General features: G+C 64.8%; 7 protein-coding genes. 5 read left to right on the forward strand and 2 right to left on the reverse strand.

Annotated features, from left to right (window positions below):
• Window positions 1-144: 144 nt before the first annotated feature.
• The gene (locus V7P99_RS11020; protein WP_333794867.1) at window positions 145-3270 is read right to left on the reverse strand and encodes an Rne/Rng family ribonuclease; all 3126 of its coding nucleotides are present in this window, start codon (window positions 3268-3270) and stop codon (window positions 145-147) included.
• A gap of 785 nt (window positions 3271-4055) precedes the next feature.
• Here V7P99_RS11020 and V7P99_RS11025 point away from each other — a divergent pair.
• The 5 genes from V7P99_RS11025 (at window position 4056) to V7P99_RS11045 (ending at window position 11927) form a co-directional block, all read left to right on the forward strand.
• Window positions 4056-5249 (forward strand): N-acetylmuramoyl-L-alanine amidase, encoded by a 1194-nt coding sequence (locus V7P99_RS11025; protein ID WP_333794868.1) that lies wholly within the window; start codon window positions 4056-4058, stop codon window positions 5247-5249.
• A gap of 221 nt (window positions 5250-5470) precedes the next feature.
• Window positions 5471-8047, forward strand: coding sequence for a penicillin-binding protein 1A (locus V7P99_RS11030; RefSeq protein WP_333794869.1), 2577 nt, complete (start codon window positions 5471-5473; stop codon window positions 8045-8047).
• A gap of 132 nt (window positions 8048-8179) precedes the next feature.
• A protein-coding gene (gene prfB / locus V7P99_RS11035) for a peptide chain release factor 2 (RefSeq protein ID WP_333794870.1) occupies window positions 8180-9311 on the forward strand; the annotation gives its coding sequence in 2 pieces (ribosomal slippage) (window positions 8180-8248 and window positions 8250-9311; 1131 coding nt in all).
• Window positions 9312-9676: 365 nt separating this feature from the next.
• Complete coding sequence (locus tag V7P99_RS11040; RefSeq protein WP_333794871.1) at window positions 9677-10609, forward strand: aldo/keto reductase; 933 nt, start codon at window positions 9677-9679, stop codon at window positions 10607-10609.
• 4 nt (window positions 10610-10613) lie between these two features.
• Window positions 10614-11927, forward strand: a complete 1314-nt coding sequence (locus V7P99_RS11045; protein WP_333794872.1) for an NTP/NDP exchange transporter — start codon at window positions 10614-10616, stop codon at window positions 11925-11927.
• A gap of 231 nt (window positions 11928-12158) precedes the next feature.
• On the opposite strand, the gene V7P99_RS11050 is transcribed toward V7P99_RS11045, so the two are convergent.
• Entirely contained in the window at window positions 12159-12521 is a 363-nt protein-coding gene (locus V7P99_RS11050) for an ArsC family reductase (protein ID WP_333794873.1), read from the reverse strand.
• Between the last annotated feature and the right edge of the window lie 303 nt (window positions 12522-12824).

The following is a 12824-nucleotide window of genomic DNA, read 5'->3' on the forward strand; positions in this document are numbered from 1 at the left end:
CATCTATGACTGAAAAAAATGTCGCACCCCTACGGGATTGGGCGAACGAGATGAGATTCGGGATGAAGAAGGGGCCGGACATTGCTGTCCGGCCCCTTGGTTCATGACACGAATAGTGGAGCCCTTTGAAGAGAGCTGAGCGCTCTACCCGCGCAGGCGGCGCTGCCACCAACCGCGCTTCACCGGCTCCTCGCTGCCGCCTTCGGCTGCCGTCGCCGCCGCACTGTCCGGCGAAACCACGACGCGCTCGAGCTTGGGCTCGGCCGGCGCTGCGGCTTGGCGTGCCAGAGCGCGCGCAGCGACAGAATTGCCTTCGAGAAGCGCCGGCTCCTGGCTCGCGGCCGGGGCGACAGGCGCCGACGAGGCCTCAGGCACAGCGGGTGCGGATTGAACGACGGCAGCTTCGGGCTGCTGCTTCCGCGCCGGAGCGCTCGCGGGCTTATCGACGCTCGCCGCGGGCTTCACCGCAACTTTCGGCTCCGACTGATCGGCCGGCTCCCCGTTCGCAGCGGCCGGAGCAGCAGGCGTCTCCTCCCGGCGCCGCGACGCGCGTTTCGGTGCCGGCGGTGCTTCGCTCACCTCGTTCGCTGTCTCTAGGCTCGGGGCGTCGCCGTCATTCGCCGGCTTCGGCTCCAGCTCGCCAGGAAGAGCCTCGGCTGCTTCCGCAGCCGTCTCCTCTCCGGCCTCCTCGCCACCGTTCTCCAGGCGGCGGGTGCGATCCCGGCCACGACGACCGCCGCGGCGGCCGCGGCGGCGGCGCCGTCCGTTGCCGTCCTCGTGATCATCGCGCCCGTGCTCCGCCTCGGAGGCGCGAGCCTCGCCGTTGGCGCCACCGTCACCCTCGTAGGACACATCCTCTTCGCCGAAGCCGTCACCGTCACCATCGTCCGCCACCCCTGCGGATTCGGGCGCCATCTCGTGGTGATCGTCGGCGGCATCGTCAGCCAGTTGCGCACCTTCCTCGGCAGCAATGCCTTCGCCGCGCGCACGCCCTTCTCCGCCACGCCGACCGCGGCGACGCCGACGCCGGCGCCCGCCGCCCTCGCGGCTCTCCTCGCGCTCGCGCGAAACCTCCGCGCCGACCTCTTCGACGTCGGCTTCAGAAGCTTCCTCCGCCGTCTCGCTCGTGAAGCCCCAGTCCATATTGACGGCGGCCCGATCCGGACGGCGCGCGGGCACCGTTGCCGGCGCATGGCCCTTCTCGATCAGGAAATTCGCCCCTTGCAGCTTGTCGCTCGCCTGCACGGTGACGAACACGCCGTTGCGCACCTCCATGTCATTGATGAAGTGGCGCTTATTGTTGAGAATGTAGAGCGCCACACTGGATGTCGTCGTGGCAATGAGAGACGTGTTCGCGCCCTGCATCAGCGCATCCTCGAGCGCGCGCAGCACGGCGAGCGCCACGCTCTCCGTCGAGCGGATAATGCCCGTGCCCTGGCAGTGCGGGCATTGCGACGTCGAGCCTTCGAGAACACCAGAGCGCAGGCGCTGCCGGCTCATCTCCATGAGACCGAAATGGCTGATCCGCCCGAGCTGGATCCGCGCCCGGTCGAACCGCAGCGCGTCCTTGAGGCGCCGCTCGACGTTCCGGGTGTTGCGCTTCTCCTCCATGTCGATGAAGTCGATCACGATCAGCCCTGCGAGGTCGCGGAGCTTCAGCTGGCGCGCGATCTCGTCAGCCGCCTCGAGGTTGGTGTTGAGCGCCGTCTCTTCGATGGAGAACTCGCGCGTTGCCTTGCCCGAGTTGACGTCGATGGCAACGAGCGCTTCCGTCTGATTGATGACGAGGTAGCCGCCGCTCTTCAGCGTCACGTAGGGGCTGAACATGGCGTTGAGCTGCCGCTCGATGCCGTACTTCGTGAACAGAGGCTCGGGGTCCTGGTGCAGGAGGACGTTCTTGGCATGGCTCGGCATGAGCATGCGCATGAAGTCCTTGGCGTCCTTGTGCGCATGATCGCCCGCGACGACGATCTCCTCGATGTCTTTATTATAGAGGTCGCGGATCGAGCGCTTGATCAGGTTGCCTTCCTCGTAGACGAGGCTCGGCGCTGTCGATTCCAGCGTCAGATCGCGCACGCTCTCCCACAGACGAAGCAGATACTCGAAGTCGCGCTTGATCTCCTGCTTGGTGCGCGCCGCGCCCGCCGTGCGGATGATCAGCCCCATGCCTTCCGGCACGTCGAGCTCCTGCGCGATGGCCTTGAGGCGCTTTCTGTCCTGCGGATTGGTGATCTTGCGGCTGATGCCGCCGCCCCGCGCCGTATTCGGCATCAGGACCGTGTAGCGGCCGGCAAGCGAGAGATAAGTGGTCAGCGCCGCGCCCTTGTTGCCGCGCTCCTCCTTGACCACCTGCACCAGGATGACCTGGCGACGCTTGATCACCTCTTGAATCTTATAGCTTCTCGGGCGTCGGCGCGGACGCACCGGCAGCTCCTCGAGCGCATCCTCCGAGCCAGCATTCTCCAATGCTTCGGGTTCCGCGGCTCCGGAGGCGACCACCTGCACGATGCCGGGCTCGTCTCCCTCGCCAGACGGCTCGGAGACGACATCGGCGATCGCTGTAGCGGCCTCCTCCTCAGCGACGGCGTCGGACACGTGCGCGTCGCCGCTGGCGGATGGCGCGTCACGCGCCTCACCGAGCTCCGCCGTGTGGCTCTCGGGCGCCGAAGGCTCCTCGGTGCGCACCTCGTCCCGTGCGCTCGCCTCCGCGATCACCCGCGGCGCATCCTCCTCGTGGGCGTCGTCGTGGCCCGCGCCAGCAAGCTCCACCGGAGCATCCGAATAGCCATTGTCCTCGGAGGCTTCGTCAGCCTCGTCGTCGTCATGATCGTCGTCATCATCATCTTCATGATGATGGCCGGCTTGATCCGGATCGCCATCCTCGTGGCCCGCCTCGTCGCCGGCGCTCGCGCCCTGCTGTCTACGGCGGCGTGCCAGGCGTTCCGCGCGTGCGTCCGCCTCGGCCTCCTCCTCGGCCTCGGCCAGCGCCTCTTCCTCGAGCAGCGCCTGCCGATCGGCCATCGGGATCTGATAATAGTCCGGATGGATTTCGTTGAAGGCAAGGAAGCCGTGGCGGTTGCCGCCGTAATCGACGAAAGCGGCCTGCAGCGAGGGTTCGACGCGCGTAACTTTTGCCAGATAGATATTGCCGCGCAAAAGCTTGCGTGCGGCACTCTCGTAATCGAACTCCTCTACACGGCCGTTACGGAGAACCACCACCCGCGTTTCTTCGGGGTGTGTGGCGTCGATGAGCATCTTATTTGTTGCCATTTGAACTTATCCTTTGCGCGCCGGTGGGCCTGACCACCGGAACCGGCTGAGCGGCCGGAGGCGACTAGCGGCCTGAGCGTGGCGCGCGCCTTTGTTATGTTGGATCGGAAGGGGTTTGAGGTGAAAACACGGGCGCGCATCCAAGGCCCAGCCCTTTGGGGCTTGGAGCCGAAAACACGGAATGCGCGGTCGATCTGCATGAGTCTCGAACGAAAGGTTCCGGGCGCGCATGCCGCGCACGCGGAACTGGTGGGGCCAACGATCTCTGGCGCATGCGCCTGATCAGGCAAGCTGCACCGCAGGCAAGGGCGCTTTCGGACCGTGACGTCGGGGGCGACGTGCTCCGGCTCAGGATTTGGCCTGAAACCGTTTGCGGGTCTCGGGCAACGCGGCCGATCACAAAGCCTAACGCCAAATGACCATCGGCCGTGCGCATCGTCCGCTTCGGGAGGACCTGGGCAATCGCGGGTTGGATATGACTCGGCACAACCGGGCCGCGCATCCAACATCCGACTGAACTCTCGCGCGAAGAAGACGCCCTCGAACACGATGCAGGACAATTTTGTACGGGTTCGCCGCCGGCGTGGCAAGCATGTTTTAGGATGCGAAACCGCGCAGGGTGCCCGCGGGGCGGCTCTTGCGCAAATCCATCGAATATGACCTAACATATAGCTCTTACGCTATAATTTGCTCTGAAGCGCGATGGGGGCCGCGTGCAGCCGGGGATCGGGATCAGGGCCGCATTTGTTGGTCAACGGACAGTTGCCGTAGCTCTTACGGTGCTGATGCACGCTTGGCTCGCCTGCGCTGTCGCGTCCGAAGACGGCGTCTTTGCGAGCCGGGCCGTCCTCTCCGGCGATGCCGCACGCACTTCCTTCCGCCTCGAATTGTCTGTCGGCGTGCCGGCCGAGATCTATACGCTGGCCAATCCCTACCGCGTCATCGTCGACCTGCCCGATGTCGAGTTCCGCCTCCCTGACGGTACGGGCCTGGAGGGCCTCGGGCTCGTTCGCGCGTTCCGCTACGGGCAGTTTGCCGAACGCAAGGCGCGCATCGTGCTCGATACCACGGGCCCGGTGCGCATCGAGCGCGCCGCGATGACGGCCGCACCCGACGCCAAAGGGGTTGTATTCACATTCGACATGGTGCCGACCGATCCGGCGAGCTTCGGCGTCGGCACCGGAGCCGGCAAGGAGGCGGAAAGCGAGGATGCTGCCCCGGCTCCCTCCGAATCCACGGCGCCCGCCACCCCCGCTGTCTCTGATAAGCGTGTGATCATGATCGACCCCGGCCATGGCGGCATCGACGGCGGCGCGGTGAGCGTTTCCAACATTCTTGAGAAGGACATCGTCCTCGCCGTCGGCAAGGAGCTCAGCCTCCAACTCGCCGCCACCGGACGCTACGATGTCCGCATGACGCGGGCGACGGACGTCTTCGTCTCCCTCGACCAGCGCGTGAAGCTCTCGGCGGCGCAGAATGTCGATCTTTTCATCTCGCTGCATGCGGATTCCCTCGCCGCCGAGGACGGCGGGGGATACGTGCGCGGCGCGACCGTCTACACGCTTTCCGAGCGGGCCTCCGACGAGCAGGCGCGCCTTATGGCCGAAAAAGAGAACGCGTCCGACCTAGTGGCGGGCATCAACGTCGTCGACGGGGACGGCAACGACGAGGTTCGCAGCATCCTGTTCGACCTCATGACGCGCGAAACGGCGAATTTCTCTGCCGATTTCTCGAACGTGCTGGTGCGCAAGCTGAAGCCCGCGCGCGTCTTGTCCCGCGCTCCCCAGCGGGCCGCGGCCTTCAAGGTCTTGAAGCAAAACCACGCCCCATCGGTCCTGATCGAGCTCGGCTACCTCAGTCACCCGGAGGACGAGAAGCTCCTTAAGTCTCCTGCCTGGAGAAAAAAGATCTCAGCCTCCATCACGGCCGCAGTCGACACCTATTTCGCCAAGCGGACGGCTGGATCGCCGCCGCGCTGAAGGGCATGGTTGCACCGATTTCCCCGCGGTCTTATTAGCGTGCCCGCGGCGATCCATCCCCGTTGTCCCATATCCGTTCAGCAAATCCGGGGTTTAGGCCGACGTGATGCCACAATCCGTGGTAATGTTCGGGCTTGATCCACCGGTTGCTGCAATGCAATAGCAGTGCGCAGAGCGTACTGACGCCCTGAGCGAACATCGGTCGAGCGGACCCCAGGCGGATGCGAGCCCCAACGCTGCCACCACCATACCCGGACCACCGGAGACGAGGCCGAAAGCGCAAGAGCCTGCTCTTGAGCTTTCTCGGCTGGAGCTTTGCTGCCGGCGTTGTCGTGTTTCTCGTCGCCTCCGCAGCGGTAGGCTACGTGCTGTGGCAGGCGTCGAAGGATCTCCCGGATTACGAAAGCCTGGCGAGCTACGAGCCGCCGGTCATGACCCGCATTCACGCCCACGACGGCTCGCTGATCGCCGAATACGCCCGCGAGCGGCGTATCTTCGTGCCGATCAACACGATTCCGAAGCGCGTCATCGCAGCGTTCCTCTCCGCCGAGGACAGCCGTTTCTACGAGCACGGCGGCCTCGACATGCAGGGCATCGCGCGCGCGGTCGTGAAATTCGTCGAGAACAAGATCCAGGGTGGGGATCGGCGCACCGAGGGCGCCTCCACCATCACCCAGCAGGTCGCCAAGAACTTCCTCTTGACCAGCGACCGCACGATCGATCGCAAGATCAAGGAGGCGATTCTCGCCATCCGCATCGAGCGCGCGTATTCGAAGGACAAGATCCTCGAGCTTTACTTGAACGAGATCTATCTGGGCATCGGCGCTTATGGCGTGGCCGCAGCGGGCCTGGCTTATTTCAATAAGGAGCTGAAGGATCTAACCATCGAGGAGGCGGCCTACCTGGCGGCGCTCCCGAAGGCGCCCAACAATTACCATCCCTTCCGCCAGAAGGCGCGCGCCACGGACCGGCGCAACTGGATCCTCGGCCAGATGGCCGAAAACGGCTACATCACCGCCGAGGAAGCCGTCGAGGCGAAAGCCAAGGATCTCACCGTCAACCTGCGCGCGGGCGGCGCCCACATCTTTGCCGCCGAGTACTTCGCCGAGGAGGTTCGCCGCTCGCTGTTCAACGCCTATGGCGAAGGCAAGCTCTACGCTGGCGGCCTCTCCGTGCGCACGACGCTCGACCCGCGCCTGCAGAGGATCGGCCGCAAGGCGCTGATCGACGGCCTCGTCGCCTACGATCGCAAGCGCGGCTGGCGCGGCGCCGTAAGCAAGATCGACATCGCTGGGGATTGGGGCGTGCCGCTCGGCGCCATCGAGAGCCCTTCCGATATTGCGCCCTGGCGGCTCGGCGTCGTGCTTTCAATGGAGAAGGCGAAGGCCGTCGTCGGTCTCAAACCCTCCCGCAAGCAGGACGGCAGCCTGACCGAGGAGCGCCACGCCGTCGAGCTCACGCTTGCCGAAATCAAATGGGCCAGAACGGCCAAGCGCGCCGAGCCGAAGCAGATGTCCGACCTGCTCACGGCGGGAGACGTGATCTACGTGGCGCCGAAGGACGAGAGCAATCTGGGCGGCCCCTGGTCGCTGATGCAGATTCCCGAAGTGGGCGGCGGCCTGATCGCCATGGACCCCCACACGGGCCGTGTGCTCGCGGTCTCGGGCGGCTTCTCGTTCGCTATGAGCCAGTTCGATCGCGCGCTGCAGGCGCGGCGCCAGCCAGGCTCAGCTTTCAAGCCGCTGGTCTACACGGCGGCGCTCGATAACGGCTACAAGCCTACCTCGATCATTCTCGACGAGCCGATCGAGATCGAGCAGGGTCCCGGCCAGGACATCTGGCGCCCGCAGAACTACGAGAAAGACCAGTCGCACGGGCCGACGACCCTGCGCGTCGGCATCGAGAAATCGCGCAACCAGATGACGGTGCGGCTCGCCCAGGACATGGGCATGCCGATTATCACCGAATACGCGCGCCGCTTCGGCGTCTACGACGATCTGTTGCCGGTCCTCTCGATGTCACTCGGCGCTGGCGAGACGACGCTTCTACGCATGGCGACTGCCTATTGCATGCTGGCCAACGGCGGCAAGACGGTGCGCCCCACGCTGATCGACCGCATCCAGGACCGCTGGGGCAAATCCGTTTGGCGTCATGACTCCCGCGCATGCGCCGACTGCAACGCCGAGCGATGGGAGCACCAGGAGGAGCCTGAGGTTCCTGACGACCGCGTGCAGATCATCGATCCGCAGACCGCCTACCAGATGACCTCCATTCTCGAAGGCGTCATCCAGCGCGGCACCGCCTCGTCCCTGAAATCTCTGAACCGCCCGCTCGCGGGAAAGACCGGCACCACCAACGAAGAGAAGGACGCTTGGTTCGTCGGCTACACGCCCGACCTCGTGGTCGGCGTCTTCGTCGGTTTCGATACCCCGCGCCCCATGGGCAAGGGCAATACCGGCGGTGCCGTGGCGGCTCCCATTTTCAAGAGCTTCATGCAGAGCGCGCTCGCCGATCAGCCAGCCGTCCCGTTCCGCATGCCGCCCGGCATCAAGCTCGTGCGTGTCAACCTGAAAACCGGGCTGCGCGCCTCGCCCGACGATCCTGCCGCGATCATGGAGGCCTTCAAGACCGACGAGGAGCCGGACGATGCCTATTCGGTGATCGGCTTCACGGATCCATACGCGCAAAGCTCGAGTGCCGAGCCGCCGGGGGGCGGCGGCTGGCAGCCCGCACCCTCGGCCTCCCCGGGTTATGGTGACGGCCCAGGCTACAGTGGTGGCCCCGGCGGGCTATGGTGATGACTTCCTGCTGATAAAAATTTTTTCTTGCTAGTGGATCGGTCCGCACTGCATCGTGTCGCCGCGTTTACACACCTGCGTCCCGCCCCTATATGAAGCCATCCTCAATACAATTGACGTTGGGAGACAGCCATGCGCGCTGAAGCGCAAAAAGTCGTGTCCTCTATCGAAGAGGCTCTGCGCCTCTTGAGGAGGTATCTTTGACCCGGATCAGGCAGAAGCACGCCTAGCCGATCTGAACCGGCGCGCGGAGGATCCCGCGCTCTGGAGCGACCCTGCCGAGGCGCAGAAGCTCATGCGCCAGCGCCAGCAGCTCGAGGTCTCTCTCGGCGATCTCCGCCGCTTTGAGCGTGAATTCGACGACAATCTGACCCTGATCGAGCTCGGCGAGGCGGAGGATGACGACGCCACCGTCTCCGAAGGCGAGGCTGCTTTGCGCCGCCTCGACGAGGAGGTGCAGCGCAAGAGCCTCGAGGCCATGCTGTCGGGCGAAGCCGACGCCATGGACACCTACGTGGAGGTTCATGCGGGAGCCGGTGGCACGGAGAGCCAGGACTGGGCCCAGATGCTGACCCGCATGTACATGCGATGGGCGGAGCGGCGCGGCTTCAAGGTCAGCCTGATCGACGAGAGCCCGGGCGAAGAAGCCGGCATCAAATCTGCAACCCTCGAGATCGAGGGTCTCAATGCCTACGGCTGGCTGAAGACGGAGGCGGGCGTGCACCGGCTCGTTCGCATTTCGCCGTTCGATTCGAACGCGCGCCGCCACACGAGCTTTGCCTCTGTCGCCGTCTATCCGGTGATCGACGATTCGATCGACGTCGACATCAACCCGGCCGACGTGGACGTCAGCTTCGCGCGCTCGAGCGGCGCCGGCGGCCAGCACGTGAACAGGACCGAATCCGCTGTTCGCCTCGTGCACAAGCCGACAGGCATCATCATCTTCGCCCAGGAGCAGCGCTCCCAGCACCAGAACAGGGATATTGCGTTCAAGCGGCTCAAGGCGCGCCTTTACGACCTCGAGCTCAAAAAGCGCGAGCAGAAGGCGAGCGCCGACCAGGCGGCGAAGACCGACATCGGCTGGGGCCACCAGATTCGCTCATACGTTCTGCAGCCCTATCAGCTAGTCAAGGACCTGCGCACGGGCGCGCAGAGCTCGAGCCCGGACACCGTGCTCGACGGCGACCTCGATCCGTTCATCGAGGCGACGCTGGCTCAGCGCATGCGTGGCGGAACCCCGCTCGAGGTTGCCGACCTCGATTAACCATGGAAGCTGGAGCGGAGCGCACCCCCGGATTGCACTCCGCTCCTTCTCTTCCTTTGGACACAGCCATCGCCGAAAAAATCTGTGATCCACGCACGGGAACCAAAGCGGCCTCACCGCTGTTCCCATTGTCCGCCGGTGTTGCCACCCCCGCGCTCCGGCGAGACAGAGCGCCTCCGCGGTCCCCCACCACCACGCTCGGCGGCGCTCCATATGGCCGGCCCCCCAGTTCCCCCCGCTGGGGGGCCCTCTTTTTCTGTCCGTTAACGGAACGGATAGGGGGAAACACCGGATTGGCACTAAGCTCCCCGTCTTCCTATATGGCAGGCGTTCGTAACGCCGGCGAATGAGGGAGGTATCGAACCATGCAGTCTCGCCGCAGCTTCCTGAGCGCCACATCCTCCGCCACTGCTGTCTTCGCGTTGAGCCCCTGGGGTCGCGGCGCCTTTGCCGACACCACGCCGGCTGCCACGTCTCTCCTCACGCGCGCCATTCCGTCGACTGGCGAGAAGATCCCGGTGATCGGCATGGGCACCTCCGGCAGCTTCGAGGTGGGCACCGGCACGCCGGAGTACGACGCCTTGCGCGAAGTGCTGAAGATCTTCTTCGCCGGCGGCGGCACGGTCATCGATACAGCCCCCACCTATGGCGCCGCCGAGGACGTTCTCGGCGCGCTCCTTGCCGAGCAGAGCTTGCGCCCTAAGGCGTGGCTCGCGACCAAGCTATCCGGCGTGCGCGGCCGAGAAGCCGGGCTCGCGCAATTCAACAGCACGCTCGAACGGCTGAAGACCGACAAGGTCGAGCTTCTTCAGGTGCACAATCTCGGCGATCTGAAAACACAGCTTGCCCTCTGCCGTGAGCTGAAGGCCGAAGGCAAGACACGCTATATCGGCGTCACCCATTATCTCGAGCACGCCCAGGACGATCTCGCCGACGTGGTCGAGGCTGAGAAGCCCGACTTCCTGCAGATCAACTATTCCGTTGTCACGCGCGGCGCGGAGAAGCGCCTCTTTCCCCTCGCCCGCGATCTCGGTGTCGCCGTGATGATCAACCGCGCTTTCGAGGACGGTAAGCTGTTCGGCCGCGTCAAGGACAAGCCGCTTCCCGACTGGGCCGCCGAAGCCGGCATCACCTCGTGGGCGCAGGCCTTCCTTCGGTTCGCGCTGAGCGAGCCCGCAGTCACGGTCGTGATCCCGGCCACCGGCAAGCCCCACCGCCAGACGGATAACCTCAAGGCGGGCGTCGGGCCGGATCTGACCGCCGAGCAGCGCGCATCCCTGATCGAAGCGCTGACCTGACGGGATGGCGCCCTCTCTCCCCCACCAGGGCCTTGCGCGCCTCACGAAGCTGTTCAATGTCGAGCCCGGCGAGATGCCCGCCGTTGCCGCGGGCGCGGGCATGTTCTTCCTCCTGTTCACCGGCTACTTCATGCTGCGGCCAGTGCGGGAGACGATGGGAATAGCGGGCGGCGTCGAGAACCTGCAGTGGCTTTTCACTGGCACGTTTCTCGCCACGCTGGCCGTGCTGCCGGTGTTCGGCTGGATCTCCTCTAAGGTCCCCCGGCGCCACATCCTGCTCTGGACCTATGCTTTCTTCACCAGCAACCTCGCCGTCTTTGCCCTGGGCTTCACTTACGATCCGGCGAACGCCTGGCTGGCGCGCTCTTTCTACATCTGGCTTTCGGTGTTTAACCTTGTCGCCATCTCGCTGGCCTGGAGCGTTCTGGCTGACCTTCTGGCCACCTCTCAGGCGAAACGCCTGTTCGCCCTGATTGCCGGCGGCGCGAGCCTCGGCGGCCTTACCGGTCCCGTGCTCGGAACGCTCCTCGTTGGCCCCATCGGCCACGCTGGCCTGCTGCTGGTATCGGCGGCCCTGCTTTCGGGAAGTGCCATCGCGGCGTTCCGGCTGCACCGCTGGCGGGACGTCAATCCGCTGCCAGCCGAGGAGCCGGCCCCGCGCGCCAAGCCTCTTGGCGGCCATCCCCTCGCAGGCGCCACGGCGGTGATGCGCTCCTCGTATCTCGCAGCTATCGCGCTCTTCGTCGTGCTGCTCGCCGTCGTTTCGACGTTCCTCTACTTCGAGCAGGCGCGCCTCGTCGCCGAGACCTTCCCCGACCGCACGCGCCAGACACAAGTGTTCGGCATGATCGATGCCTTCGTCCAGGCGTGCACGATCCTGATCCAGGTCTTTCTGACGGGCCGCATCGCCGATCGCCTTGGCATCGGCGTGCTGCTCGTCGGCGTGCCTCTTGCGATGGCCGCGGGCTTCCTCTGGCTGGCTGTGGCGCCCGTCTTCTTCGTGCTGGCGATCGTCATGATCGCACGCCGCGTCGGCGAGTATGCCCTGGTCCGCCCGGGGCGCGAAATGCTCTACACCGTCGTCCCGCCTGAGGAGAAGTATAAGGCGAAGAACGTCATCGACACGGTGATCTACCGCGGCGGCGACGCCATCGGCGGCTGGGTGAAACGCGGGCTGGACGTCGCAGCCGAGCATCCCGCGCTCGCCATGGTCATCGGATCCCTGGTCGCGCTCGGCTGGGCCGGAACGGGCGCCTGGCTCGCCGTCAAGGAACGGCGCCTGGAAATTGGCCGCCCCGAGCGGATCGCAAGCTTATGATTTGACGAAGTTTTCAATTTTGACTTCGTGAGTCAAAAGATTCTTCCGCAGATTAATGGCGCCTGCTGGAATAATTCTGCGGCTATCCCGTTCTCTTTTCGGTGTGGTCCGAATGCCAATGTCCCCGCGTCGGCCGTCGAGCCACATTTAACGACCCATCGCGAGATGGGCACGTCAATGGACGGGACAGGCCCCGCACACCTGTCCCGTCTATTCTCGTTTGAAGACTCGCTATTTGCCGAATGCGGCGCGATAGGCCTCCGGCTTGAAGCCGACGAGGAGCTTGCCGCCGTCATGCTCCAGAACCGGGCGTTTGATGAGCGAGGGCTGCGCCAGCATCAGCGCCACCGCCTTGGCTTGATCGAGCGTCTCCTTATCGGCATCCGGAAGCCGGCGGAACGTCGTCCCCGCACGATTGAGCAGCACCTCCCAGCCAACCGCCCGACACCAGCTCTCGAGCCGCGCCTGATCGATGCCGCTCTTCTTATAGTCGTGAAAGGCGGCCTCGATCGCGTGCTCCGCAAGCCAGGCTCTCGCCTTCTTCATCGTGTCGCAGTTCGGGATGCCATAAATGGTGACGGTCGACTTCGTCATGCCAGCAAGCGTTTCCTTTCGTTCCACCAAGCACGGATCTCTCAAAGCCCCAGAAACTTGAACGGCTCGGTGTCCTGGAATTGATCATCGACCATATCGGAGAAGATGTCGGCTTGGTTGAGGCCGAGGTCGAGCTCCAGCACCTTCCCTGTTCCTCGGAAAGGTCGAGCTTGGGCAAGTCAGTCGGTCCAGAAACGTCGGACGTGAGCACGAGCGACCGTGTGGAACGCTCGCCAACGCCTTCGGCGTGATCCGCAACGCTTAAGTCTACGTGCGCATGGCGAAGACAGGTCACTCCCACTC

Source organism: Hyphomicrobium sp., assembly GCF_036780825.1.
Taxonomy (GTDB): domain Bacteria; phylum Pseudomonadota; class Alphaproteobacteria; order Rhizobiales; family Hyphomicrobiaceae; genus Hyphomicrobium_C.

Coding starts and splice junctions, on each gene's coding strand:
- V7P99_RS11020 (WP_333794867.1), bottom strand. CDS start 3,270: ATGGCAACAAATAAGATGCTCATCGACGCCACACACCCCGAAGAAACG.
- V7P99_RS11025 (WP_333794868.1), top strand. CDS start 4,056: ATGCACGCTTGGCTCGCCTGCGCTGTCGCGTCCGAAGACGGCGTCTTT.
- V7P99_RS11030 (WP_333794869.1), top strand. CDS start 5,471: ATGCGAGCCCCAACGCTGCCACCACCATACCCGGACCACCGGAGACGA.
- V7P99_RS11040 (WP_333794871.1), top strand. CDS start 9,677: ATGCAGTCTCGCCGCAGCTTCCTGAGCGCCACATCCTCCGCCACTGCT.
- V7P99_RS11045 (WP_333794872.1), top strand. CDS start 10,614: ATGGCGCCCTCTCTCCCCCACCAGGGCCTTGCGCGCCTCACGAAGCTG.
- V7P99_RS11050 (WP_333794873.1), bottom strand. CDS start 12,521: ATGACGAAGTCGACCGTCACCATTTATGGCATCCCGAACTGCGACACG.